Genomic DNA, 24,006 nt, shown 5'->3' with positions numbered 1-24,006 from the left:
CGGCGCAGATGGCTCGCTACTTCTTGGCGGCGGCAGCCTTGCCGAAGCGGGCCTCGAAGCGGGCCACACGGCCACCGGTGTCGAGGATCTTCTGCTTGCCCGTGTAGAACGGGTGGCACTCGGAGCAGAGGTCGGCACGGATGGTGCCGCTCTCGATGGTGCTCCGGGTGGTGAACGACGCACCGCAGGTGCAGCTGACCTGGGTCTCGACGTACGTGGGGTGGATGTCGCGCTTCAAGGTGTCTCCTAGTTTCGGGAGGGCGCCCGGGTCGTATCCGCGGATTGCTCGTACGTGAACCGGGGCCGACGTACCAGTCTGCCAGGACTCGCCGTATCTCCCAAAACGAGGGGGCGGCCGGAAGTATTCCGGCCGCCCCCTCGTGTGCGTGTGCCGCTATCCGCCCCTGACCACGCCGTGCGCGTTGCCCCGGTCTCCCTCGGAGTCCCTGGTCGCGGAGGCGGGGATCGGCCTGTCGTGCGCGAGGGCCGTCCAGACCTGCCGGGCGCCCGGCTCGACGGGGAGCACGCGGTTCCGGTTGGCGGGGTCGTACCGTACCGGCAGCGTGATCATCTTCATGTCCCCGGCGCCGAGGCTCTTGAGTCCGCCGGCGAAGCCGATCAGCTTCTGGACCGTGTTCAGCTGGGAGTCAGGGGTGATCGCGCGGGTGGCGGTGTCGGCGACGTCGTACAGCTTCTTGGGGTTGCTGAACACGCCGATGGTCCTGACCTGGCCGATCAGCGCCTTGATGAATGCCTGCTGGAGCTGGATGCGGCCCAGGTCGCTGCCGTCGCCGACGCTCTTGCGGGTCCTGACGAGGCCGAGGGCCTGTTCGCCCTTGAGGGTGTGGGTGCCGGGCGCGAGCTTCAGGTGGCTCTCGGGGTCGTTGATGGCGCGGGTGGTGGTGATCTTGACGCCGCCGAGTTCGTCGATGACCTTCTTGAAGCCGGTGAAGTCGATCTCGATGTAGTGGTCCATCCGGATGCCGGACATCTTCTCGACGGTCTTCACGGCGCAGGCCGGCCCGCCGACCTCGTACGCCGAGTTGAACATGGCGAGCTGCTGGGCGGGGACGGGCCGGCGGCTCTTGGGGTCGGTGCAGGCCGGGCGGTCGACCAGGGTGTCACGCGGTACGGAGACGACGGCGGCCTTCCGGTGGCCCTCGTAGACGTGCACGATCATCGCCGTGTCGGAGCGGGCGTCCCCGGCGTTGTGTCCGTACTCGCGGTTGGCTCCGGCGCGGGAGTCGGAGCCGAGGATCAGGATGTCCTCGGAGCCGTTGTCGACGTTGGCGGGGCGGTCCCTGCCCAGCTGCCCGTTGATGTCGACGTCCTTGATGTTGCCGTTGAGCCTGACGTAGACGTAGCCGATCCCGGACCCGCCGACGATGACCAGGGCCGCGGCGGACCACGCGACGACGACGGTCGTGCGACGGCGCTTGCTCCGCGCCCTGTTCCGCGCCGTGGCGCGCGCCTTGTGGCGCCGTATGCGGTCGCGTATTCGGCCGCTGCTCCGGTCGGTCATGGTCTCCCTCTCCTCGGGGCCGGTCCGGCTGCCTCCTGCCGTGGTCAGATGTGCTCAACGGGGCGATTTATCGCCTTTTGTACAGACAGTGAAGCATCAGAGGGGAGACTCGGCGCGCTGTGTCCCCCGCCCTGAACGCGGAAAGCCGCCCCGGCGCCGAAGCGCCGGGGCGGCTTTCCGATGGAGCCGACCGGTCAGTCGTTGCCGTTGCCGTTACCGCCGGGGGTCGTCTTCTGGATCTGGAGCAGGAACTCCGCGTTCGACTTCGTCTGCTTCATCTTGTCCAGGAGCAGCTCGATCGCCTGCTGCTGGTCGAGCGCGTGCAGCACCCGGCGGAGCTTCCAGACGACGGCGAGCTCGTCGCTGCCGAGCAGGATCTCTTCCTTACGGGTGCTGGACGCGTCCACGTCCACCGCCGGGAAGATGCGCTTGTCCGAGAGCTTCCGGTCGAGCCTGAGCTCCATGTTGCCGGTGCCCTTGAACTCCTCGAAGATGACCTCGTCCATGCGCGAGCCGGTCTCGACCAGCGCGGTGGCCAGGATGGTCAGCGAGCCGCCGTCCTCGATGTTGCGCGCGGCACCGAAGAAGCGCTTCGGCGGGTACAGCGCGGTCGAGTCGACACCACCGGACAGGATGCGGCCGGAGGCGGGCGCCGCGAGGTTGTACGCGCGGCCCAGACGGGTGATGGAGTCCAGCAGGACGACCACGTCGTGACCCAGCTCGACGAGACGCTTGGCGCGCTCGATGGCCAGCTCGGCGACGGTGGTGTGGTCCTCGGCCGGGCGGTCGAAGGTCGAGGAGATGACCTCGCCCTTGACCGACCGCTGCATGTCGGTGACCTCTTCAGGACGCTCGTCGACGAGGACGACCATCAGGTGGCACTCGGGGCTGTTGACCGTGATCGCGTTGGCGATGGCCTGCAGGATCATGGTCTTGCCGGTCTTCGGCGGGGCCACGATCAGACCGCGCTGGCCCTTGCCGATCGGTGCGACGAGGTCGATGATCCGCGTCGTCAGCACACCCGGGTCGGTCTCCAGGCGGAGCCTGTCCTGCGGGTACAGCGGCGTCAGCTTCTGGAACTCCGGGCGCCCGCGGCCGGATTCGGCCGCCATGCCGTTCGCGGAGTCGAGGCGGACCAGCGCGTTGAACTTCTCGCGGCGCTCGCCGTCCTTGGGCTGGCGCACCGCGCCGGTGACGTGGTCACCCTTGCGCAGGCCGTTCTTACGGACCTGGGCGAGCGAGACGTACACGTCGTTGGGGCCCGGCAGGTAGCCGGACGTCCGGATGAACGCGTAGTTGTCGAGGATGTCGAGGATGCCCGCGACGGGGATCAGCACGTCGTCGTCGGCGACCTGGGGCTCACCGGGGCCGAACTCGTCGCGGCCACGACGGCCACGGCGGTCACGGTAGCGGCCGCGACGGCCGCGACGGCCGCCCGCCTCGTCGTCGAAGTCGTCCTGCGGGCCGTTGTTCTGCCCGGCGCTCGGGCCGCTGCTCTGGCCACCACCCTGGCCGCCGCCCTGTCCGCCGCCGCGGCTGTCCCGCTGCTGGCGCTGGCCGCCCTGCTGCTGGCCGCCCTGGCCGCCCTGCTGCTCGTCGCCCTTGCCCCGGCGGTCGCGCTGCCGGTCACGGCGCTCCCCGCGGTCACGGTCGCCGCGCTCGCCGCGCTGGCCGCGGTCCTGGCGCTCCCCGCGCCGGCCGTCGGCGTCGTTCTGCGCGGTGCCCGAGGCGGAAACAGCGGCCTCGGCCTTGGTGTCGGGCTGGGCCTCGACCTTGACGTCGGTCCCGGACTCGGTCCTGGCCTCGGCCTTGGCCTCGGGGCTGCCGGCGCCCGCGGTCGCCCTGCGACGGCGACGCTCACCGGCGGGCTGGTCGTCGCTGGCGGGCTGGCCGGGAATGTCGATCTGCTGCTGGGCGACGGCCTTTTCGTCCCGGCCGGCCTTCTCCGCGGCGGCCGTGGCCGCCTCGCCCGTCCGGGCCTTGGAGGTGGCGCGCCGCTTCGGCTTGGTCTCGCCGTCGGCGCCGGCGGAGTCGGCGCTCTTCGGCGCGGACGAGGCTCCTGCCTGCGTCTCCTTGATGACCTCGATCAGCTGGCTCTTGCGCATACGCGCGGTGCCCCTGATGCCGAGGCCGGACGCGACCTGCTGCAGCTCGGCCAGGACCATGCCATCGAGGCCGGTGCCGGAGCGGCGGCGCCGTGCGGTGGTGCCGGAGGCAGCACCTGCGGCGGACGCGGTGTCGACGCTGTTGTCGGCAGTCACGCCCATCAGATCGGTGGTGTCGCTCACGAAGGGTCCTTCCCTGGAGCGGACGTCGGCCTTCTGGCTCGGCGACCGGTTGTGCTGTCCGACGGCGGTCCCATCTTGTGGACCGTGCCGGGGCGGTGGTCCCGCCGGGTACGGCGGAGAAACGTGCGAACGTGCGATGGGTCCGGCCCGAGGTCCCCCTGCTCGGCCCACCGCTGGGAAAAGCGGGGGGTGTCGTGCCGGTTCCGGTGCGTGCTCAAAACTGCTCAGGCAGGCTGCTCAGGCAGTTGGGGAGGCTCCCGGAAGAAAGGTGGTCCCGAAACGGGACGCGAAGCACCACGCCACAAAGACGTCGGTTGCAGACTTGAGGTTAACACTTCCGCCCCCAACAAACATTCCCCCTCTCACTCACCGGTAATCTCCTGTCACTGCGAGCCGAGCGGCAGAACGCTCGCGCCCGCGGCGTCGAGGGAGAGCCGGTTGGCCGCCCATCCCTCTCCCGCCAGCCGTGCGACCTTGTCGGCCGTACCGTCCTCGACCAGCGCGAGGACCGTGGGACCCGCGCCGGAGATGACCGCCGGGACGCTGTCCGCGCGCAGCCGGTTGACCAGGGCGACGCTCTCGGGCATCGCCGGACCCCGGTATTCCTGGTGCAGCCGGTCCTCGGTGGCCGGCAGCAGCAGCTCGGGGCGCCTGGTCAGCGCCTCGACGAGCAGGGCCGCGCGACCGGCGTTGGCCGCCGCGTCCACATGGGGGACGGTACGCGGAAGCAGGCCGCGGGCCGTCTCCGTGAGCACCGGTTTGCCGGGGACGAAAACCACCGGAACGATGGAAGCGGCGGGTTTCATCCTGATGGCGCGCGCGGCGCCACCGTCCATCCAGGCCAGGGTGAAGCCGCCGAGCAGGCAGGCGGCGACGTTGTCGGGGTGCCCCTCGATCTCCGTGGCCAGTTCGAGCAGTGCGGCGTCGTCGAGCCGGGCGTCCCCGCCTATGGTCACCGCGCGGGCGGCGACGATTCCGGCGCAGATGGCCGCCGAGGAGGAACCGAGCCCGCGGCCGTGCGGAATGCGGTTGGCGCAGACGACTTCGAGGCCGCGCGGCTGTCCGCCGAGCAGGTCGAAAGTGGTGCGCAGGGAGCGTACGAGCAGGTGGCTCTCGTCGCGGGGCAGCGTCTCGGCGCCCTCACCGGCGATGTCGATGTGCAGGCCGGAGTCGGCGACGCGGACGACCACGTCGTCGTACAGCCCCAGCGACAGGCCGAAGGCGTCGAAGCCAGGACCGAGATTGGCGCTGGTGGCGGGGGTGCGCACCCGTACGGCGGCGGCGCGGAACGCGGGACCGGCCATCGCTCTGTGGACTCTCCTTGCAACTGCGGGACTGACAGGCTGGGTTGACCGACTTGCTGGGCTGACCGACTGCGAGATGTTCGAGGAGGTGAGGGGGCACGGAAGGCCCGGGGACCACGGGGGCGACAACACCGCGGCACATGCGGCGGGGCGGGTTGGCTACAGACTATCGAAGGAAGGTTCTGTCGCGACATAGGGCGCACAGGAGGCGCACGATGCGTGTCGTGCGGCCCGCTGTGCTTCTTCGTCGGCCGCATGGGGCCTTACCCGGGGTTACCTGCCTTTTGACCCGGAATCAGGCGCCCGTAACACCCTTTCAGGGCGCCCGGGTGGGACGCCGGGGCGTCCGTCCGGGACCATCCGGCCCCGGACGGACGCCTCACCGCGGACCCGGATCAGGCCGAGGCCAGGCCGAGGCTCCGCGCGGCCACCACCGCGTCGACCGGCACGGTGACGGGCTGGGGCGCTCCCGCGACCGCCCAGTCCGGGTCCTTGAGGCCGTTTCCGGTGACCGTGCAGACGATGCGCTGTCCGGGGTCGACCTTGCCCTCCTCGGCGGCCTTGAGCAGACCGGCCACGGAGGCGGCCGAGGCGGGCTCGACGAAGACGCCCTCCTGGGAGGCCAACAGGCGGTAGGCGGACAGGATGTGCCGGTCCGTCACCTCGTCGATCAGACCGCCGGACTCGTCACGGGCGGCCAGCGCGTACTGCCAGGACGCCGGGTTGCCGATGCGGATCGCCGTGGCGACGGTGTGCGGGTCCTTGACGATCTCGCCGCGCACGATGGGCGCCGATCCGGAGGCCTGGAAGCCCCACATGCGCGGGGTGCGCCCGGCCGGGCCGTCGGCGGCGTACTCGGTGTACCCCTTCCAGTACGCCGTGATGTTGCCGGCGTTGCCGACCGGCAGCACGTGGATGTCCGGGGCGTCGCCCAGCGCGTCCACGATCTCGAAGGCGGCGGTCTTCTGCCCCTCGATACGGACCGGATTGACCGAATTGACCAGCGCCACCGGGTAGTTGTCGGAGAGCGAGCGGGCCAGGGTGAGGCAGTCGTCGAAGTTGCCGTCGACCTGGAGGATGCGCGCGCCGTGCACCAGGGCCTGGCCCATCTTGCCGAGGGCGATCTTGCCCTGCGGTACGAGGACGGCGCAGACCATCCCGGCCCGTACCGCGTAAGCCGCCGCCGACGCCGAGGTGTTGCCGGTGGAGGCGCAGATGACCGCCTGGGCGCCCTCCTCCTTGGCGCGCGTGATGGCCATCGTCATGCCACGGTCCTTGAAGGAGCCGGTCGGGTTGGCGCCCTCGACCTTGAGATGCACCTCGCAGCCCGTTCGCTCGGACAGTACCTGCGCGGGGACGAGCGGCGTGCCGCCCTCGCGGAGTGTGACGACCGGCGTCGATTCCGTCACCGGGAGGCGGTCCCGGTACTCCTCGATGATGCCGCGCCACTGGTGGGTGCCATTGCTGCTGGTCATGGGTCCCTTACTCCCCTTCAACACGCATGATGCTGGCGACACCGCGTACGGTGTCGAGCTTGCGCAGCGCCGCGACGGTCCCGGAGAGGGCGGCGTCGGGTGCGCGGTGGGTGACGACGACGAGGGAGGCCTCGCCGTCCTTTCCCTTCTGGCGGACCGTGTCGATGGACACGCCGTGCTCGGCGAAGACCGTCGCGACCTGGGCGAGCACGCCCGGTTTGTCGGCCACGTCGAGATTGATGTGGTAGCGCGTCACGACATCGCCCATGGGACTCACGGGCAGCCGCGTGTACGCCGACTCCCCGGGGCCCGTCGCCCCGCCCAGCTTGTTGCGGCAGACGGCGACGAGGTCGCCGAGCACCGCCGAGGCGGTGGGGGCGCCGCCCGCGCCGGGGCCGTAGAACATCAGCTGCCCGGCCGCCTCGGCCTCGACGAAGACCGCGTTGTACGCCCCGCGTACGGAGGCGAGCGGATGGCTGAGCGGGATCATCGCCGGGTGGACGCGGGCGGTGACGGACCGGCCGTCGGCGGCCCGCTCGCAGATGGCGAGGAGCTTGACGGTGCAGCCCATGCGCTGCGCGGAGGCGAGATCGGCGGAGGTGACCTCCGTGATGCCCTCGCGGTGCACGTCGTCGAGGCGTACGCGGGTGTGGAAGGCGATCCCGGCGAGGATGGCGGCCTTGGCGGCGGCGTCGAAGCCCTCGACGTCGGCGGTCGGGTCGGCTTCCGCGTACCCGAGGGCGGTGGCCTCGTCGAGCGCCTCGGAGTAGCCGGCTCCGGCGGTGTCCATCCGGTCGAGGATGAAGTTCGTCGTGCCGTTGACGATGCCGAGGACGCGGTTGACCGTGTCGCCTGCCAGGGACTCGCGCAGCGGCCGGATCAGCGGGATGGCGCCGGCGACGGCGGCCTCGAAGTAGAGGTCCCTGCCGTGCTCGGCGGCGGCCGCGTAGAGGGTCGCCCCGTCCTCGGCGAGCAGCGCCTTGTTGGCGGAGACGACGGAGGCGCCGTGCTCGAAGGCGGTGGTGATGAGCGAGCGGGCGGGCTCGATCCCGCCGATGACCTCGATGACCACGTCGAGGTCGCCGCGTTTGACCAGGGCGGTGGCGTCGGTGGTGACCAGCGCGGGGTCGACGCCCGCCCGGACCTTGGAGGGACGCCGGACGGCGACCCCGGCCAGTTCGACCGGGGCACCGATCCGCGCGGCGAGGTCGTCGGCGTGCGCCGTCATGAGGCGCGCCACCTCTGAGCCGACCACACCACAGCCCAGCAGCGCCACCTTCAGCGGACGCGTACGCATCATCCGACCTCGTTTCGTCAATGCGGGGAATGCGGACCAGTCTCACTCACCGGACGGCGGTTTCTGCCCTCTGTCCAATGACTGAGACATGTATTTCAGTAACCGACATCCAGACGCAGGAGATCTTCCTCCGTCTCACGCCGGACGATCACCCGCGCCTCGCCGTCCCTGACCGCCACGACGGGCGGGCGCAGCGCGTGGTTGTAGTTGCTCGCCATCGCACGGCAGTACGCGCCGGTGGCGGGGACCGCGATCAGGTCGCCGGGCGCCAGGTCGGCGGGCAGGAACGCGTCGCGTACGACGATGTCGCCGCTCTCGCAGTGCTTGCCGACGACGCGCGTCAGCATCGGTTCCGCGTCGGAGCGGCGCGAGACGAGCGCCACGCTGTACTCGGCGTCGTAGAGGGCCGTACGGATGTTGTCGGACATGCCGCCGTCCACGCTGACATACGTCCGCAGCCCTTCGAGCGGCTTGATGGTGCCGACCTCGTACAGCGTGAAGGCCGTGGGGCCGACGATCGCGCGGCCCGGTTCGACGGAGATACGGGGGGTGGTGAGCCCGGACGCCTCACACTCACGGGTGACGATGTCGCTGAGTGCCTTGGCGATGTCGTGCGGCTCGCGGGGGTCGTCGTCGGAGGTGTACGCGATGCCGAGGCCGCCGCCGAGGTCGATCTCGGGCAGCTCGACGCCGTGCTCGTCGCGCACCTGGGCGAGCAGCTGGACGACGCGGCGGGCGGAGACCTCGAAGCCGGCCATGTCGAAGATCTGCGAGCCGATGTGCGAGTGGATGCCGATCAGCTCGATCCCGTCGAGCTGCAAGGCCCTCCTGACGGCCTCGGCGGCCTGTCCGTCGGCGAGCGCGATGCCGAACTTCTGGTCCTCGTGCGCGGTGGCGATGAATTCGTGCGTGTGTGCCTCGACGCCGACGGTGACCCGGATCTGGACGCGCTGGCGCCTGCCGAGGCGCTGGGCGACGTGTGCGACCCGCACGATCTCCTGGAAGGAGTCGAGGACGATGCGGCCGACGCCCGCGGAGACGGCCTGCTCGATCTCGGCCGTGGACTTGTTGTTCCCGTGGAAGGCGATGCGCTCGGCGGGCATCCCGGCGTCGAGGGCGGTGGTGAGTTCGCCGCCGGAGCACACGTCGAGGTTGAGCCCTTCCTCGTTCAGCCAGCGGACGACGGCGCGGGACAGGAACGCCTTGCCCGCGTAGAACACGTCCGCGTTCGGGCCGAAGGCATCCGACCAGGCCCGGCAGCGGGCGCGGAAGTCGGCTTCGTCGAGGAAGTACGCCGGGGTGCCGAACTCCTCGGCCAGCCGGGTCACTTCGATGCCTGCGACGGTCACCACACCGTCCTCGTTCCGGCGGACCGTACGCGACCAGACCTTCTCGTCCAGGGCGTTCAGGTCGGCGGCGGGGGCGGAGTAGTGCCCTTCGGGGAGGACATCACCGTGACGGGGGCCTGCGGGGTGCGCTGAACGGCTCATCTGTGGGTTCTCTTGGCTTTCTCAGAGAGGTGAGAGACGGAAGATGCGGAAGAGGGGCACGGGAGTGGCGGCCGGTGCCGGGAACGGCACTAGAGATGTTCCGGGGCGTCGATACCGAGCAGGGTCAGGCCGCCGGCCAGCACGGCCCCGGCGGCCTCGGCGAGCGCGATCCGGGAGCGGTGGGCGGCGCCGGGTTTCTCGTCACCGAGCGGCAGCGGGCGGCCGGTCTCCTGGAAACGCAGGAACGCCTCCGCGGTGTGTTCCAGATGGCGGGCGAGCCGGTCGGGTGCGCGCAGCCGGGCGGCCGCTTCCAGGACGGCGGGGTGATCGCCGAGGACGGCCAGCAGGGCGGGGACGCCCTGGCCGGACAGGGCGGTGAGGGACGTATCAGAGGCGGGAGCGATGCCGAGCTGGGCCGCGTTCCGCGCGAGGGCGCGGGTCCGGGCGTACGCGTACCGCACCTGGAAGAGCGGGTTGCTCTCGCGCTGGACGAGCAGCTCGGGTCCGGTGTGGGGCCGGTCGTGGGCGGCGGGCCGCAGCAGCGCCCAGCGGGCGGCGTCGGGGCCGAGCCGGGCGAAGGGGTCGGCGCCGGCGGGTATGGGCACCACATGCGGAGGCCGCGTCCCGCCCGGTACGACCCCGGCCTCGGCGCCCTGCGAGCGGAGCAGCGCGACGACCGCGTCGGTCCAGATCCTGGCCCGCGGCTCGTACGCGGGGGCGAAGGAGACGGTGGTCCCGGCGAGCGCGTCGCCGTGGCCGTACGCCGTACCGGCGCGGAGCACCGTACGGACGACCTCGGCGCCGCCGTCGCGGGCCAGCGTGAAGTTCAGGAATCCGGGGCCGGTGATCTCGACGCGCTCGATCCGGTCGGCTCCGGCGAGCCGGGTACGGAGGATCTCGGCGACCTCGCGGGGCGGGCGTCCGGCGGGGCCCGCCAGCCGGAGCGCGACATTGGTGGCGTAGTCCCCGCTGCCACCGGGGCGGGGGCGTTCGACGACGACCCGCTCGGGCACGGGCCCCGGCAGGGCGTCGTCCTCGACCGCGCGGCACACGGCGCGCAACACGGTGCTGGAGAGTTCTGCGGGCGTCACGGGGACCAGCGTAGGGGAGGAGGGGGGCCTCTTCGCGAACCGGTTTCGCGATGCGGTCACGGGGCCGGTCAGCCCGCGGCGCTTCCGGCCCGCCCGGCACCGTGCCGGCCGTCCATGGCGTGCGGGTCCCTGTGCGGGTCCCTGTCCGGGTACAGGGGGTGCGCCAGCCGCTGTACGAGCCGGACCAGCTCGGACGGCTCGAAGGGCTTGGCGAGATAGGCGTCCGCTCCGGCGTTGAGCGCGGAGTCGACCTCGTACTGCGTACAGGCACTGATGATCGCGACCGGCAGTCCGCTCGTCCGGGGGTCGGCGCGCAACAGCTCCGCGGTGCGCAGCCCGTTGAGGCGCGGCATCACCACATCGAGAGTGACGACATCAGGCCGGACCTCGTGCACCACGTCCAGGCACTCGGCACCATCGGCCGCGGTCACGACCTCGAAGCCCTCCAGCTCGAGATTGACCCTGATCAGCTGCCTGATACCCCTGTTGTCGTCGACAACGAGCACCCGGCCGGACGCGCCTGACACCCTTCGAGAGTAGGTCCGGCCCTGGGCCCGCGTCCGGGTTTTGGCCACTTCCACGTGGGGCACGCGGCCCGCACGCGCGGCCCGGGCCGCCCGAACGGGCAGGTGGCGGTGGCGTTTTCGGGGAGAACACACCGCATGCCGGATCCGTCGGTCGCGGCACTAGGCTCCGGACATGGAGCAGAGCGAAGTCGTCCTCAGGGCCATCGGCGTTCTCACGCAGTCCGCCGAGTGGATGCGCACGGTCGGCGAGAACCCGGACGCGGAGCGGGGGTTGGGCGAGGGGCAGATCGGATCGCTGCTCGCCGAGGTCTTCCCATCGTTCCAGGTGTCCCCGGACGCGACCCCCCTGGAAGCGGCCCACGCGGTGACGGAGGCCGCGCTACCGGCGATCATGCAACTGATCGGCGCGTTCACCTTCGTCTTCGCCGAACTGGCGGAAACCCACGACGCGGGCCGCACGGACATCACGTCGGCGGACCTGCTGCGCGACCTGGCCCTGCGCATGTCGCGCCCGAACGACGCGGCGTAGGCCAGGGCAGGGACCCGGGTCCGCGGGGCCCGCCGCCGTCAATCACCGAGGTCCATCTGCGGACTCCTCCGGCTCCTCGTCCATCCGCCTGCCGACCGCCTGACGCAGCCGCACGGCCAGGTCGGCGGCACCGGCGTACGGCGGGTCCAGCACGCCGTTCTCGGACATGAGGGGCCTCGTACGCCTCGGCATCCATGGGCCGTCGTCGGTGCGTCGGCACGCGACCTCCTCACGCCGGGAAGGCACCGGTCTGTCAGTGCCGTCGGGCCGGGGTCGCTGTCCCGTCGCGGTGTCAGCCTTGGTGACGGTGACGGTGACGCGGCCGCCGCTGAACGCGACTGTCAGGGGCGGCGGGAGACAACGGCAGAACGACAAAGAGTCGGACCCAGGAGGACTGGATCCGACTCTCGAAAGTCTGGCACTTCAGCGGGTCAGCGCTTCATTCACGCTGCTCCGGCTGGAGTGCCCCCGGCAGGATTCGAACCTGCGCACACGGCTCCGGAGGCCGTTGCTCTATCCCCTGAGCTACGGGGGCGTCGTCGTCTTGCTTGGCGACGAAGGGAACCTTACCAGCTTCGGCGGGGCTGCCGTGAACAGGTATTTCCCGTGCCGTGTGGGCGGGGTGTCGCGGGTCGGAGGCCGGGGGTCAGGCAGAGGCGCGCTTGCCGGAGGAGGAGGCCGTCTTCTTCGCCGTCGTCTTCTTGGCGGCGCGCTTGTTCGTGCTGGTGGTCCTGTCCGCGCTCTTCGCGGACGATGTCTTCTTCGCCGTGGACTTCGGCGTGGACTTCGCCGCCTTCGCCGCCTTCTTCGCGGGCGCCTTCTTCGCCGGCGACCGCTTCCGCCTGAGCTGCGTGACCTCGGCGTCCTCGGCGTCCTCGGCGTCCTCGGCGTTCTCGGCGTTCTCCGTACTCTCGGCGCCCCCGGCATCCTCGCCGCGCGCCTCCTTCGCCGCGCGCACGCTGCTCTCCAGCGCCGCCATCAGGTCGATGACCCTGCCGCCGCCGCTCTCCGCCGGCTCGCGCTCGGGAGCCGGTTCGCCGTCGGCCTTGGCGGCGATCATCTCTTCGACCGCCTCGCGGTAGTCGTCGTGCAGCGAGTCGAGGTCGACCGCGCCCAGGGTGTCCATCAGGGCGTCGGCCAGGTCGAGTTCGGCGTCCCGTACGGTGACGTCGGTCTCCGGGGCGACACCTTCGGGGGCGCGGATCTCGTCCGGCCAGAGCAGGCCGTGCATGGCGATGACGTCGTCGAGCACCCGCAGCATGCCGAGCCGTTCCCGCCCGCGCAGCGCGAATTTGGCGATGGCGACCTTGTTGCTGCGCTTCAGCGCCTCGCGCAGCAGGGTGTACGGCTTGGCGGCGGGGACGCCGCTCGCGGAGAGGTAGTACGCCGCGTCCATCTGGAGCGGGTCGATCGAGGCGGCCGGGACGAACGCCACGATCTCGATCGTCTTCGCCGTGGGCAGCGGCAGCGCCGCCAGGTCGGCATCGGTGATCTCGATGATGGACCCGTCGGCCTCCTCGTACCCCTTGCCGATCTCCGCCGACGTCACCTCTTGCTCGTCCAGCTCGCAGACCTTGCGGTAGCGGACGCGGCCGCCGTCCGTCCGGTGGATCTGGCGGAAGGAGATCGAGTGGTTCTCGGTGGCGTTCACCAGCTTGATCGGGATGCTGACGAGCCCGAAGGAGATCGCGCCGTTCCATATGGATCGCACGTTCCATCCCTTTCATCCGCTTTTCGTGGGATTCTCATCGTATGACGCCGATCACAGAGGTGGAGGGGCGGCGCCTGGCGCTCAGCAATCTGGAGAAGGTGCTGTACGCGGCCACCGGCACCACCAAGGGCGAGATCCTGCACTATTACGCCCGTACGGCGGGCCCCCTGCTGGCCCATCTCGCCGGCCGCCCCGTTTCCTTCCTGCGCTATCCGGACGGACCCGGCGGCCAGCGGTTCTTCACCAAGAACCCGCCGCCCGGCACGCCCTCCTGGGTGCGGGTCGCCGATGTGCCGCGATCCACGGCCACCACGAGCCGGCAGGTGGTCGTGGGCGATCTGGCGACGCTGATGTGGGCGGCGAACCTGGTGGTGGAGTTCCATACGCCGCAGTGGCGGGCGGACGAGCCCGGTTGCGCCGACCGGCTGGTCTTCGATCTCGACCCGGGCCCGCCCGCCACCGCCGTGGAGTGCTGCGCCGTGGCCCTCCGGCTGCGCGAGCGGCTGCGCGCGGACGGGCTCGACGCGTACGTGAAGACCTCGGGATCGAAGGGGCTGCATGTCCTCGTACCGCTGGTGCGGGCGCCCTCGCCGGAGGTCTCGGCGTACGCGAAGGCCCTGGCCGTCGAGGCGGAGGCTGCTCTGCCGGAGCTGGTGGTGCACCGGATGCGGCGGTCACTGCGGCCGGGGAAGGTCTTCGTCGACCACAGTCAGAACGCCGCCGCGAAGACGACCGCCGCGCCCTACACCCTGCGGGCCCGTCCGGAGCCGACCGTGTCCACCCCCCTGACCTGGGCGGAAGTCGAGGGCTGTACGACCCCCGGGCAACTGGTCTTCCGACTGGGAGACCTCGCGGGGCGACTCGACCGGTACGGGGACCTCTTCGACCCGCTCCTCGACCCGGAGCGGGCCGGGCACCTTCCCCGGTGATCTCGCCTTCCTGGTGATCTCGCCTTCCCGCCGATCTTTACGGGACGTGGTGATCAGCGGACCATGACCATATGAATGATGATCTGACAAGAGAGTATCTGGCTTCGGTCGAGGGCCAGTTGAGTGCCGACGGGTGCGCTCCGCGCTGGGAGGACTGGGCCGGCGTACCCGTTCTCATCGGACGCCGGGCCGACTTCCGGTGGCGTTGGATGGGCACGAACCTGCACCTGTTCACCATCGCCGCCTCCGTTCCCGAGGTCACCGTTCCGGGGATCCAGGCGTTCACCACGCAGACCCTGGCGTACGCCAGGAAGAACAAAGGCGGCCTGCCCGTCGGATTGCAGACCGGGGTCGCCGTCTTCCCGGTGCTGGTCAGCGAACGGGTGGACCCGGCGGCGATCGCGTGGGCGGAGGAGAAGCAGCGCAATCAGTTCGCCTGCTTCGCGCGCCCCGTCGTCGTCGATGCCACGCGGCGCCACGTGGGGCTCTACGGCGGGAAGCCCACGCTGGGCCGCGCCTACGCGTCCCACCTCATCCAGAAGGGCGAGCGCTACTTCCCCTTCCCTGGATAGGACCGGCGGCCGGGCCTGCGGTGGGTCCCGGCGGGGCGGGCGCCTCGCTCGGGCCGCCCACCGTCAGAGCCGTGCGGCACACTCTCCTTTCGAACTCCCCATCGCTCCTCAGCACTCGCGTCCCATGGAAGGAATCTCAGATGATCATTTTCGGCAGCAAGGGCTATCTCTACCAACTCGCGATCCTCACGCTGATATGCGGCCACTGCGGCAACCCGTCGGCGCACACGCTCCGGAAGCACGTCACCAAGTTCACGCTGTTCTTCGTGCCGTTGTTCCCGTTCTCCACGAAGTACGCGACGCAGTGCACGTTCTGCGGTGCGGAGCAGCGGGTGACCAAGGAACAGGCGGAACAGCTCCTCGCCCAGGGCGCCGGCCAGGCGTACGGACAGGGCGGGCAGGGCGGACAGGGCGGGCAGGGCGGCCCGGGCCAGGGGCAGCCGCAGCATCCCGAGCAGCAGAACCCGTACCAGCGCTGAGCGGAGCGGGCGGGTCCGCGCCGGGCGGGATCCCGTCGCGACCGTGCCACAAAGTGACATGTTGCGGACAGGGAGTGGCGAACCTAGCGTGAGTCACGCGAGCCGCATGCCGGAATCACCGGATCCTCGCCCTCAGGTCCCAGGAGTCAACATGCCCCTGCGTTCCCTCGGCCGCAGCGCCGTCGCTCTGGTCGCCACCACCGTCGCCGCCGCGGCCCTGGCCACCGCCGCCCCCGCCTTCGCCACGACGGCCGACGACACGGCGCCCAGGATCGAGTCCGCCGCCCGCCCCCACTTCAAGGGCCGGGTCACCGCCAGGACCGGGCTGCTGCTCCGCGACCGGCCGACCCGTAGCAGCAGGATCGTCGGCAGTGTCGATTTCGGCTCCGTCGTCGACATCTTCTGCAAGACGCGCGGCGACGACGTGGAGGGCAACGACCGCTGGTATCTCCTCGCCGACGGCACCTGGGCCTGGGCGTCGGCCAAGTACATCTCCAACATCGGCCGGGCGCCCAGCTGGTGCTGAAGCCCGGCCGAAGGCGGCTGACGCCTGGCTGAGAAGAGCCGACGACCGCTGTGACGCGATGTCGACATGCCTCTTGTCTTTCACATAACCGGACATAGGGCATGTCGCCTTGCTACGTTGCGGGGCATGACCGCAACGACGGCGGACGACCCCCCGCCCGAGCTACGCCTCCCCAAGCGCCGGGGGGTCGAACTCTCGCTTCTCGTCTGCGCCGTCCTCATCTCCGTCTTCGGTTACCTCAGCGTCGGCCTCGGCAAGGCCGACGCCGTACCGCCGGACGCGGCCGGATACGGCGCCGGTCTGGGCGCGCTCGCCCTCCTCGCGCATATCGCGGTACGCCTCCGGGCCCCGTACGCGGACCCCCTGATGCTCCCGATCGCGGTGCTCCTCAACGGCCTCGGCCTGGTGCTGATCTACCGGCTCGACCTGCAGACGCCGTCCGACCAGGCAGCTCCCACCCAGCTGGTCTGGTCCACGCTCGGCGTCGCGTTGTTCGCCGGAGTCGTCGTCTTCCTGCGCGACCACCGCGTCCTCCAGCGGTACGCGTACCTCTCGGTCGCCACCGCGCTCGTGCTGCTGATCGTCCCGATCTTCTTCCCCGCAGTGAACGGCGCGAAGATCTGGATCAGGTTCGGCGGACTCTCCTTCCAGCCCGGGGAGTTCGCCAAGGTCCTGCTCGCGGTCTTCTTCGCCGCGTACCTCGCCGCCAACCGCCACGCGCTCGCCTACTCCGGCCGGAGGAGCTGGAAGCCCCAGCTGCCACCGGGCCGGGTCCTCGGGCCGATCGTCGCGATCTGGCTGCTCAGCGTCATCGTGCTCATCCTGGAACGGGATCTGGGCACCTCGCTGCTTTTCTTCGGGCTCTTCGTGATCATGCTGTACGTGGCGACCGGACGCACCGGCTGGATCGCCGTCGGACTGCTGCTCGCCGGGGTGGGCGCCTTCGCCGTCGGTTCGTTCGAACCGCACGTGCACAGCCGCGTCCAGGACTGGCTCAGCCCGTTCGCGTCCATCGACGCGGGCCGTGGGCCGAGCCAGCTCGCCCAGTCCCTCTTCGCGTTCGCCGCCGGAGGGATGTTCGGCACGGGCCTCGGACTCGGCCATTCCATCCTGATCGGCTTCGCCGCCAAGTCGGACTTCATCCTCGCCACCGCGGGCGAGGAACTGGGTTTGGTCGGCCTGACCGCGATCTTCCTGCTGTACGCGCTGCTCGTCGCCCGCGGCTACCGGGCCGGGCTCGCCCTGCGCGACCCCTTCGGGCGACTCCTCGCCATCGGCCTCTCCTCGATTCTCGCGCTCCAGGTGTTCGTGATCGCGGGCGGAGTGATGGGGCTGATCCCGCTGACCGGTATGGCGATGCCTTTCCTCGCCCAGGGCGGTTCGTCCGTCGTCACCAACTGGATCATCGTGGCGCTGCTCATCCGGATCAGCGACTCGGCCCGCCGCCCCCGTCCGGGCACCGTGGAGACCGGAGTCATCGCACCGATCGTGGAGGACCCGGAGGCGGGAGTCATCACCCCGATCGGGCGGATCACCCCCGCGAGCCGGCCCGGCGGGCCGGGAGGAAGCGGAAGGCCCGGGGGCCCTGGGGAGAGTGAGGGACCCGGGGAGACCGGCGGATCCGGCGGGCCCGGGGCGACCGGCGGACCCGGGGAGACCGGAAGGGGCCGACGGTGATCCGTTATATCCGGCGGGCCGCCGCCTTCTGCCTGCTGCTCCTCCTCGCCCTGCTCGTCAACGCGGCCAGGATCCAGGTCTTCCAGGCCGACGCACTCGACAACAACCCCGCCAACCGCCGGGAGACCATCGCCCGGTTCGCCCAGCCGCGCGGCGATATCCTCGTCGGCGGCGCGACCGTCACCGGGACGAAGGACACCGGACAACAGCTGCGTTACGAACGGACCTACCGGCAGGGACCGCTGTACGCCCCCGTCACCGGCTACGCCTCCCAGACGTACGGCACGACGCTGCTGGAGAACGCCGAGGACGGCATCCTCACCGGTACGGACCCGATGCTGGCTCCGCTGCCCTTCTGGAACGACGTCACGCACGGCCGGCAGCCCGGCGGCAATGTCTCCACCACCATCAAGGCGTCCATGCAGCGCGCCGCGTACGACGGTCTGGCCGGGCGGCGGGGCGCGGTAGCGGCGATCGAGCCGTTCAGCGGCAGGATCCTCGCGCTGGTCAGCAGTCCGTCGTACGACCCCGAGCAGTTGTCGGGCACCGGCCGGGACGTCACCACCGCCTGGTCCCGGCTGAACGGGGAGAACGACCAGCCGATGCTCGACCGCGCCATCCGGCAGACGTATCCGCCGGGTTCCACCTTCAAGATCGTGACGGCGGCGGCCGCGCTGGAGTCCGAGAAGGTCACGGATGTGGACGCCCCGACCGACATCGCGGAGCCGTACGTCCTGCCGGGGACGCGCACCACGCTCCCCAACGAGGCGGAGGGGTGCGACAGGGCGTCACTCGCCTACGCGATCAGATTCTCCTGCAACACGGTCATGGCCGGGCTCGGGGTGGAGGTCGGACTGGCCGGGATGCTGGACACCGTGCAGAAGTTCGGCTTCAACGACACCAGGATCAAGATCCCGTCCGGGGTCGCCGCGTCGAACTTCGACACCCGTATGACCGACGACCAGCTGGCGCTCTCCTCGATCGGCCAGTTCGACACGAGGGCGACCCCGCTCCAGATGGCGATGGTCGCGTCGGCCGTCGCGAACGGCGGCGACCTCAGATACCCCTTCCTGGTCGACCGGACCCTGGCCTCGGACGGCGACGTGGTGTCCCGTACGCCCGAGAGGACCTACCAGCGGGCCATGAATCCGGCGACGGCGCGGCAGCTGCGGCAGATGATGATCGATGTGGTGCGGGACGGTACGGGGACGAGGGCCGGGATCGACGGGGCGACGGTCGGCGGGAAGACGGGGACCGCGCAGCACGGGGTGGGCAACTCCGGTACGCCGTACGCGTGGTTCATCGCCTGGGCCCAGGCGGCGAACTCGGCCCGCCCGGCGGTCGCGGTAGCGGTCGTCGTCGAGGACGCGGAAGCCGACCGGGCGGACATCAGCGGCGGGGGCGACGCGGCGCCCATCGCGCGGTCGGTGATGGAGGCGGCGCTCGAAGACTAGGCCTTGTCGTAGGACCAGGACACGTCCGGGCTGCCGGCGTTTCCGCCTCCTGGGAGCCGCGGCCCATACGCTGCGTCACATGAACGTTCTCTTCATCGCGAGTACGGCGGTCGTCGTCGCCGACCCACCGCAGAGCCGCGAACTCTTCATCGACGCCCTGGGCCTCCCCCTGGAGGGCGAAGAGGACGGCTACTACTCCAGTGGGAGCATCCCGGGCAGCGAACACTTCGGCATCTGGCCGCTCTCGCAGGCAGCCGAGGCGTGCTTCGGCACGCCGACGTGGCCCGCCGACCGGGCGGTCCCCCAGGCATCGGTCGAGTTCGAGGTCGAGGACGCGGACGCTGTCGCAGCGGCCGGCGGCGAGCTTGAGCGCGCGGGCTTCGCGCTGCTGCGCCCGGCCCGTACCGAGCCGTGGGGGCAGACGGTGACCCGGCTCCTCACGGACGACGGCTTGATCGTCGGCATCTCCTACGCCCCCTCACTTCACGACGGTGAATCTGCCTGAGCTTCGAATTCCACGCCTGCGCAGCAGGGTGGGGCCGAGCGGGGGCGGGTCGTGCCGGCCGGCTCCGTCGGAGACGATCCCGAGTGGGGTGACGCAGCCGTCCACCAAGATCTCACCCCCCTCCTGGGCCCCCAGCGACCCCCTCGTGCCGGTCGGTCCAACTCGCATGCGGATCGGCTCAGTTCAACCTTCGCAGGGGATTGACGTCCTTGCTGACGGGCAGTCTCATAAGAGGTGACCGCCGGTAACCCAGCCTTGAGGGGCGCTCCACCATGACGACAGTGCCCGAAGCCTCCGAACGCGACGTGCGGGTGCTCCGCGACGCACTCGGCCCCCTCCGGGACCGCGAGCAGGTCGCCGCCCGGCTTCTCGAAGCCTCCGCCAAGCACTCCTTCGACCCGGAGAAGGATCTCGACTGGGAGGCCCCGCTGGAGGACGGCAAGTGGTTCTGGCCGCCCGAGCTGGTCTCCCTCTACGGGACCCCGCTCTGGCGGAGGATGTCCGAGGAACAGCGGATGGACCTGGCCAGGCACGAGGCCGCGTCGCTCGCCTCGCTCGGCATCTGGTTCGAGATCATCCTGATGCAGCTGCTCGTCAGGCACATCTACGACAAGCCCGTGACCAGCAACCACGTCCGCTACGCCCTCACCGAGATAGCCGACGAGTGCCGGCACTCGATGATGTTCGCCAAGCTGATCCAGAAGAGCGGCACCCCCGCCTATCCCGTGCCCCGGCCGTACCACAACATGGCGCGCGTCCTGAAGACCGTCTCGACCACGCCCGGATCCTTCGCGGCCACCCTCCTCGGCGAGGAGATCCTCGACTGGATGCAGCGGCTGACCTTCCCCGATGACCGCGTCCAGACCCTCGTCCGAGGGGTGACCCGCATCCACGTCGTGGAGGAGGCACGTCATGTCCGCTACGCCCGGGAGGAGTTGCGGCGGCAGATGGTGTCCGCGCCGCGCTGGGAGCAGGAGTTGACCCGGCTCGGCTCCGGCCACGCGGCCCGGATCTTCTCGGTCTGCTTCGTCAATCCGCAGGTGTACGAGAACGTCGGGCTCGACCGCCGAGAGGCCGTCGCCCAGGTGAGGTCGAGCGGCCACCGGCGCGAGGTGATGCAGTCCGGCGCCGAACGCCTCACGGACTTCCTCGACGACATCGGGGTGCTGCGAGGGGTGGGACGAGAGCTCTGGAAGTCCTCCGGTCTCCTCGCCTGACCTCTCCGGCGAGGGGATCCCGGTGGCCGTCCGCGCCCCGGTGGGGCACGAGCGCCCGGACGCTGCCGTACCCGCACCGGCCCGTGGCGCACCGGCCCCGGGAGCCCCTACCGCTTGGGCGGCCGCCCGGTCTGAGCGAGACTGGAGGTGTGAGAAGCGAAAACACGCCATTCGTGGACGGGCCGCTGGACGGCCGCGTGCTGCCCATCCTGACCGGGCCGACCGGGCACCCGCCCAAGTGGTACGAGGTCCCGGTGCCGGACGCGGACGGCGGGCCTCCCACCATCCTCACCTACCGGCGCGAACCGATCGGCTACACCAAGCGGCTCGGGCTCCAGCGCGGCTGGAAGTACGTGTACGCCTCCGAGGGCCGCGAGGCCCGCAAGCTGAAGTGGCCCTGGTCGAAGCCGAGCGGCGGAACGCCGGACGGCGGCGGCACGCCGTAGGACGTCCGGGTGCCGAGCCACCACGCCGGGCGGCGGACGGATTCGCCCGCGCGGGGTGACACCGTTGAGCCGAATCGCCCACTCATGAGCTGGTCACACCATGTTTCGTCACATCATCATCTAGGACTGGGTGGGCTGGACTGTCCCTCCCACAAGCAGAGGTGATGACGTGTCAGGACGAGTGTCGCGCGCGGCCTGTACGACGGCGCTGGTGACCGCGACGGTCTTCGCGGCGGTGCCGTTCGCGTCGACCGCCACCGCGGAACCCGGCGACGACACGGGGGGACCCGCCGCGTCCGCGCCTCCGTCGGCTTCACCCTCGGCATCGGCTTCACCCTCGGCATCCGCCGAGCCGGGGGCCGGTGAGCCGGGGGCCGACAGGCCGGACAACGCCTCCCCTCCCCCCACCACCGTCGCCGGGATGCTCACCCAGCTCCAGGAGCTCTACCGCGAGGCCGAGGAGGCCAGCGAGGCGTACAACGCCACCGAGGAAGAGCTGACCCGGCTGCGCTCCGAGACCGTGAAACTGGGCAGCGGGCTCACCCAGGCCCGTACCGCCCTGGCCCACAGCCGTGGCGACGCCGGCCGGCTGGCCCGGGAGCAGTACCGGGGGCAGTCCGGCCTCGCCGGCTATGTCCGGCTGCTGCTCGCCCGGAATCCGCAGCGCGCCATGGAGCAGGGGCATCTGCTGGAGCGCGCGGCGCGCGGCAGGGCGGAGACGGTGGCGCGGCTGACGGGGGGCGAGCAGCGGGCCGGTGACCTGGCGAGGGCGTCCCGCAGGGCCCTCGACAAGCAGCAGTCACTCGCGGCGAAACAGAAGAAGCAGCGCGACGCCGTCAGGGCGCGGCTGCTGCGGGTCGAGAAACTGCTCGCCTCGCTGAGCAGCACGGAGATCGCGGCGGTGGCCGACCTGGAGAAGGCCGGTACGGACGAGGCGCAGCGGGAGCTGATCTCCTCCGGCGCACTCGGCGAGACGGACTCACTGGACGGCCGAACGGACGGCCGAACGGACGGCCAGGCGGACGGCCAGGCGGACCAGCAGCGTGGCCAACCGCGCGGCCCGCTCGACGACCAGCCCGAGCAGTCCGACCCGCTCGCCAACCCCTCCGGCCGGGCCGGCCCGTCCGGACAGCCCGCAGGCCACCGTCCCCCCTCCGCCCAGGGCGACCGGGCCCTGAGGTACGCCGTCGAGCAGATCGGCAAGCCGTACGAGTGGGGTGCCGAGGGCCCCGCGTCCTTCGACTGCTCGGGTCTGACCTCGCAGGCGTGGGCGCGCGCCGGACGGGCCATTCCCCGGACCAGCCAGGAGCAGTGGCGCACACTTCCCCGCGTCCCGCTGCCGGATCTCCGCCCCGGCGACCTGGTGATCTACTTCCGGAAGGCCACGCACGTGGCGATCTATCTGGGCGACGGCATGGTGATCCAGGCTCCGCGCCCCGGCGCCCGCGTCAAGGTCTCGCCGATCGCGGCGAATCCGCTACTCGGCGCCGTACGGCCTGATCCGGAGGCCAGGGCGCTCGCCCCGGAGTCGTACGCACCGCTACCGCTGCCCCCGGGCGCGGCGGACGGCTCCGGCACCGCGCCGCCGACCGCCGGTGGCAGGCCACCGGCGGTCGGCGGCCGACAACTGACAGCCGGGGTGTCTCGGCCCGAATCCCGAGGCACCCCGGCCGGTCCGGATCCGGTCAGGCCGCGCCGGCCGTGACCTCCGCCAGATACGCGTTCGTCTTCCCGGGCTCGTAGAAGAAGTTCTCGAAGTCGGCGGGATTGTCGAAGCCGTTCGCGAACCGGTCGGCGACCGGCGGCAGCTGGCCGGCCGCGCCGATCAGGTTGAGCACGTGCTCCGGCGGGACGCCCAGCATCGCGTTCGTCCACTTGGTGACGTGCCGCGCGGTGTCCCAGTACCGGTCGAACGCCGACCGCATCCACGCCTCGTCGAACTCCTTGTCGCCGTGCGTGACGATGGAGTCCAGATAGGCCGCTGCGCACTTGGACGCGGAGTTGGAACCCTGTCCGGTGATCGGGTCGTTGGCGACCACGACATCCGCGACGCCGAGGACGAGCCCGCCGCCCGGCAGCCGCCCGATCGGGTTGCGGACGGTCGGCGCGTACCGCCCCGACAGCGTGGCGCCCGCGTCCGTCAACTCCACCTTGGTGGCGCGCGCGTACTCCCAGGGCGTGAATCGCTCCATCAGCTCCAGGGTGAGCGAGAGATGCTCGGCCGGGTCCTTGACACCCTGGAAGACATCGAGCGGGCCGCCGGGGACGCCCTCCCAGAAGAGGATGTCCGCCCGGCCGGAGGTGGTGAGGGTCGGCATCACGAACAGCTCGCCGACGCCGGGCACCAGGTTGCAGCGGACCGCTTCGTGATCCGGGTGCTCGGGGCGCGGGCCCAGGCCGTGCACGTACGAGACGGCCAGCGCGCGCTGCGGGGCGTCGAAGGGCGAGCGGGACGCGTCGCGGGCGAACATCGAGACGAGTTCGCCCTTGCCCGCCGAGACCAGGACCAGGTCGTACGTGCGGGAGAAGTAGTCCAGGTCGGAGACGGCCGCGCCGTGGATCACCAGCTGGCCGCCGCGCTGCGCGAAGGTCTCCATCCAGCCGGCCATCTTGACCCGCTGGTCGACGGACTGGGCGTAGCCGTCCAGCTTGCCGACCCAGTCGATGGCGCGGGTCGAGTCGGGGGCGGAGACCGAGACACCGACGCCCTCGATCTTCGGCGCCTGCGACTCCCAGAAGCCGAGCTGGAGGTCACGCTCGTGCTGGAGCGCGGTGTGGAACATGCACTGCGTCGACATGACCCGGCCGGACCGGATCTCGTCCGCCGTGCGGTTGGACATCAGGGTGACCTCGTACCCCTCCGACTGGAGACCGAGGGCGAGCTGGAGGCCGGACTGGCCGGCTCCGACGATGAGTATCTTCCGCATGGGCGGGTTCTCCGTTTGCGTACGTGTGTAGAGGCGGGGC

The 24,006-nt window shown here is 70.9% G+C and carries 23 protein-coding genes and 1 tRNA gene; 11 read left to right on the top strand and 13 right to left on the bottom strand.

Annotation, left to right across the window (positions count from 1 at the left end; genetic code table 11):
* Positions 1–16: 16 nt before the first annotated feature.
* The 9 genes from rpmE to ACIBAE_RS01260 all read right to left on the bottom strand — a co-directional run bounded on the left by rpmE (position 17) and on the right by ACIBAE_RS01260 (position 11,042).
* Positions 17–238: a 50S ribosomal protein L31 gene (gene rpmE, locus ACIBAE_RS01300; RefSeq protein ID WP_161309761.1), complete on the bottom strand. Its 222-nt coding sequence runs from the start codon at positions 236–238 to the stop codon at positions 17–19.
* A 156-nt stretch (positions 239–394) separates the two neighbouring features.
* Complete coding sequence (locus ACIBAE_RS01295) at positions 395–1,522, bottom strand: LCP family protein (protein WP_399281668.1); 1,128 nt, start codon at positions 1,520–1,522, stop codon at positions 395–397.
* A 194-nt stretch (positions 1,523–1,716) separates the two neighbouring features.
* Positions 1,717–3,810, bottom strand: a complete 2,094-nt coding sequence (gene rho, locus ACIBAE_RS01290; RefSeq protein WP_399281667.1) for a transcription termination factor Rho — start codon at positions 3,808–3,810, stop codon at positions 1,717–1,719.
* A 383-nt stretch (positions 3,811–4,193) separates the two neighbouring features.
* Complete coding sequence (thrB, locus tag ACIBAE_RS01285) at positions 4,194–5,114, bottom strand: homoserine kinase (protein WP_399281666.1); 921 nt, start codon at positions 5,112–5,114, stop codon at positions 4,194–4,196.
* A gap of 395 nt (positions 5,115–5,509) precedes the next feature.
* Positions 5,510–6,589 (bottom strand): threonine synthase, encoded by a 1,080-nt coding sequence (gene thrC, locus ACIBAE_RS01280; RefSeq protein ID WP_399281665.1) that lies wholly within the window; start codon positions 6,587–6,589, stop codon positions 5,510–5,512.
* 7 nt (positions 6,590–6,596) lie between these two features.
* Positions 6,597–7,886 carry a homoserine dehydrogenase gene (locus ACIBAE_RS01275; protein WP_399281985.1) on the bottom strand — a complete coding sequence of 430 codons (1,290 nt, stop codon included), beginning with the start codon at positions 7,884–7,886 and terminating at the stop codon, positions 6,597–6,599.
* 95 nt (positions 7,887–7,981) lie between these two features.
* On the bottom strand, positions 7,982–9,376 hold the full coding sequence (gene lysA / locus ACIBAE_RS01270) for a diaminopimelate decarboxylase (protein WP_399281663.1): 1,395 nt from the start codon (positions 9,374–9,376) through the stop codon (positions 7,982–7,984).
* An 89-nt stretch (positions 9,377–9,465) separates the two neighbouring features.
* The gene (gene nrtL / locus ACIBAE_RS01265; RefSeq protein WP_399281662.1) at positions 9,466–10,467 is read right to left on the bottom strand and encodes an ArgS-related anticodon-binding protein NrtL; all 1,002 of its coding nucleotides are present in this window, start codon (positions 10,465–10,467) and stop codon (positions 9,466–9,468) included.
* 68 nt (positions 10,468–10,535) lie between these two features.
* Positions 10,536–11,042, bottom strand: coding sequence for a PleD family two-component system response regulator (locus tag ACIBAE_RS01260; RefSeq protein WP_399281984.1), 507 nt, complete (start codon positions 11,040–11,042; stop codon positions 10,536–10,538).
* Between the two features lie 124 nt (positions 11,043–11,166).
* On the opposite strand from ACIBAE_RS01260, the gene ACIBAE_RS01255 reads away from it, so the two are divergent.
* Entirely contained in the window at positions 11,167–11,523 is a 357-nt protein-coding gene (locus tag ACIBAE_RS01255) for a hypothetical protein (protein WP_399281661.1), read from the top strand.
* Positions 11,524–11,565: 42 nt separating this feature from the next.
* On the opposite strand, the gene ACIBAE_RS01250 is transcribed toward ACIBAE_RS01255, so the two are convergent.
* The 3 genes from ACIBAE_RS01250 to ACIBAE_RS01240 all read right to left on the bottom strand — a co-directional run bounded on the left by ACIBAE_RS01250 (position 11,566) and on the right by ACIBAE_RS01240 (position 13,234).
* On the bottom strand, positions 11,566–11,691 hold the full coding sequence (locus ACIBAE_RS01250; protein WP_399281660.1) for a hypothetical protein: 126 nt from the start codon (positions 11,689–11,691) through the stop codon (positions 11,566–11,568).
* A 295-nt stretch (positions 11,692–11,986) separates the two neighbouring features.
* A tRNA-Arg gene (locus ACIBAE_RS01245) sits at positions 11,987–12,058 on the bottom strand.
* Positions 12,059–12,169: 111 nt separating this feature from the next.
* Positions 12,170–13,234 carry a Ku protein gene (locus ACIBAE_RS01240; RefSeq protein WP_399281659.1) on the bottom strand — a complete coding sequence of 355 codons (1,065 nt, stop codon included), beginning with the start codon at positions 13,232–13,234 and terminating at the stop codon, positions 12,170–12,172.
* A 41-nt stretch (positions 13,235–13,275) separates the two neighbouring features.
* Here ACIBAE_RS01240 and ligD point away from each other — a divergent pair, with 41 nt between their 5' ends.
* The 10 genes from ligD to ACIBAE_RS01190 all read left to right on the top strand — a co-directional run bounded on the left by ligD (position 13,276) and on the right by ACIBAE_RS01190 (position 22,744).
* A complete protein-coding gene (ligD, locus tag ACIBAE_RS01235) occupies positions 13,276–14,163 on the top strand; it encodes a non-homologous end-joining DNA ligase (RefSeq protein ID WP_399281658.1) in 888 nt (295 codons plus the stop codon).
* Between the two features lie 71 nt (positions 14,164–14,234).
* Positions 14,235–14,735, top strand: coding sequence for a levansucrase (locus ACIBAE_RS01230; protein ID WP_399281657.1), 501 nt, complete (start codon positions 14,235–14,237; stop codon positions 14,733–14,735).
* 140 nt (positions 14,736–14,875) lie between these two features.
* A complete protein-coding gene (locus ACIBAE_RS01225) occupies positions 14,876–15,214 on the top strand; it encodes a zinc-ribbon domain-containing protein (RefSeq protein WP_399281656.1) in 339 nt (112 codons plus the stop codon).
* Between the two features lie 151 nt (positions 15,215–15,365).
* Positions 15,366–15,740: an SH3 domain-containing protein gene (locus ACIBAE_RS01220; protein ID WP_399281655.1), complete on the top strand. Its 375-nt coding sequence runs from the start codon at positions 15,366–15,368 to the stop codon at positions 15,738–15,740.
* 126 nt (positions 15,741–15,866) lie between these two features.
* Positions 15,867–17,417 (top strand): FtsW/RodA/SpoVE family cell cycle protein, encoded by a 1,551-nt coding sequence (locus ACIBAE_RS01215; protein WP_399281654.1) that lies wholly within the window; start codon positions 15,867–15,869, stop codon positions 17,415–17,417.
* Positions 17,414–18,871 carry a penicillin-binding transpeptidase domain-containing protein gene (locus ACIBAE_RS01210; RefSeq protein ID WP_399281653.1) on the top strand — a complete coding sequence of 486 codons (1,458 nt, stop codon included), beginning with the start codon at positions 17,414–17,416 and terminating at the stop codon, positions 18,869–18,871. Before ACIBAE_RS01215 ends, ACIBAE_RS01210 begins: the two co-directional genes overlap by 4 nt.
* A 79-nt stretch (positions 18,872–18,950) precedes the next feature.
* On the top strand, positions 18,951–19,376 hold the full coding sequence (locus ACIBAE_RS01205; RefSeq protein WP_399281652.1) for a VOC family protein: 426 nt from the start codon (positions 18,951–18,953) through the stop codon (positions 19,374–19,376).
* A 272-nt stretch (positions 19,377–19,648) separates the two neighbouring features.
* The gene (locus tag ACIBAE_RS01200) at positions 19,649–20,593 is read left to right on the top strand and encodes a diiron oxygenase (RefSeq protein WP_399281651.1); all 945 of its coding nucleotides are present in this window, start codon (positions 19,649–19,651) and stop codon (positions 20,591–20,593) included.
* A 149-nt stretch (positions 20,594–20,742) separates the two neighbouring features.
* The gene (locus ACIBAE_RS01195) at positions 20,743–21,039 is read left to right on the top strand and encodes a hypothetical protein (RefSeq protein WP_399281650.1); all 297 of its coding nucleotides are present in this window, start codon (positions 20,743–20,745) and stop codon (positions 21,037–21,039) included.
* A 421-nt stretch (positions 21,040–21,460) separates the two neighbouring features.
* Positions 21,461–22,744 (top strand): NlpC/P60 family protein, encoded by a 1,284-nt coding sequence (locus ACIBAE_RS01190; RefSeq protein WP_399281983.1) that lies wholly within the window; start codon positions 21,461–21,463, stop codon positions 22,742–22,744.
* Here ACIBAE_RS01190 and ACIBAE_RS01185 read toward each other — a convergent pair.
* Positions 22,725–23,966 carry a styrene monooxygenase/indole monooxygenase family protein gene (locus ACIBAE_RS01185; RefSeq protein WP_399281649.1) on the bottom strand — a complete coding sequence of 414 codons (1,242 nt, stop codon included), beginning with the start codon at positions 23,964–23,966 and terminating at the stop codon, positions 22,725–22,727. The two genes, ACIBAE_RS01190 and ACIBAE_RS01185, sit on opposite strands and share 20 nt — an antisense overlap.
* Between the last annotated feature and the right edge of the window lie 40 nt (positions 23,967–24,006).

This window comes from Streptomyces sp. NPDC051569 (assembly GCF_044454085.1).
GTDB lineage: Bacteria > Actinomycetota > Actinomycetes > Streptomycetales > Streptomycetaceae > Streptomyces.
This window is presented reverse-complemented; position numbering and strand designations above follow the sequence as displayed.

Bases quoted from the DNA above. Each gene is read 5' to 3' on its own strand.
- ACIBAE_RS01215 (WP_399281654.1), top strand. From the start codon at position 15,867: ATGACCGCAACGACGGCGGACGACCCCCCGCCCGAGCTACGCCTCCCC.
- ACIBAE_RS01275 (WP_399281985.1), bottom strand. From the start codon at position 7,886: ATGCGTACGCGTCCGCTGAAGGTGGCGCTGCTGGGCTGTGGTGTGGTC.
- ACIBAE_RS01185 (WP_399281649.1), bottom strand. From the start codon at position 23,966: ATGCGGAAGATACTCATCGTCGGAGCCGGCCAGTCCGGCCTCCAGCTC.
- ACIBAE_RS01230 (WP_399281657.1), top strand. From the start codon at position 14,235: ATGAATGATGATCTGACAAGAGAGTATCTGGCTTCGGTCGAGGGCCAG.
- ACIBAE_RS01220 (WP_399281655.1), top strand. From the start codon at position 15,366: ATGCCCCTGCGTTCCCTCGGCCGCAGCGCCGTCGCTCTGGTCGCCACC.
- thrB (WP_399281666.1), bottom strand. From the start codon at position 5,114: ATGGCCGGTCCCGCGTTCCGCGCCGCCGCCGTACGGGTGCGCACCCCC.
- ACIBAE_RS01250 (WP_399281660.1), bottom strand. From the start codon at position 11,691: ATGTCCGAGAACGGCGTGCTGGACCCGCCGTACGCCGGTGCCGCCGAC.
- lysA (WP_399281663.1), bottom strand. From the start codon at position 9,376: ATGAGCCGTTCAGCGCACCCCGCAGGCCCCCGTCACGGTGATGTCCTC.
- ACIBAE_RS01225 (WP_399281656.1), top strand. From the start codon at position 14,876: ATGATCATTTTCGGCAGCAAGGGCTATCTCTACCAACTCGCGATCCTC.
- ligD (WP_399281658.1), top strand. From the start codon at position 13,276: ATGACGCCGATCACAGAGGTGGAGGGGCGGCGCCTGGCGCTCAGCAAT.
- ACIBAE_RS01295 (WP_399281668.1), bottom strand. From the start codon at position 1,522: ATGACCGACCGGAGCAGCGGCCGAATACGCGACCGCATACGGCGCCAC.
- ACIBAE_RS01190 (WP_399281983.1), top strand. From the start codon at position 21,461: ATGCTCACCCAGCTCCAGGAGCTCTACCGCGAGGCCGAGGAGGCCAGC.
- ACIBAE_RS01200 (WP_399281651.1), top strand. From the start codon at position 19,649: ATGACGACAGTGCCCGAAGCCTCCGAACGCGACGTGCGGGTGCTCCGC.
- ACIBAE_RS01205 (WP_399281652.1), top strand. From the start codon at position 18,951: ATGAACGTTCTCTTCATCGCGAGTACGGCGGTCGTCGTCGCCGACCCA.
- ACIBAE_RS01255 (WP_399281661.1), top strand. From the start codon at position 11,167: ATGGAGCAGAGCGAAGTCGTCCTCAGGGCCATCGGCGTTCTCACGCAG.
- thrC (WP_399281665.1), bottom strand. From the start codon at position 6,589: ATGACCAGCAGCAATGGCACCCACCAGTGGCGCGGCATCATCGAGGAG.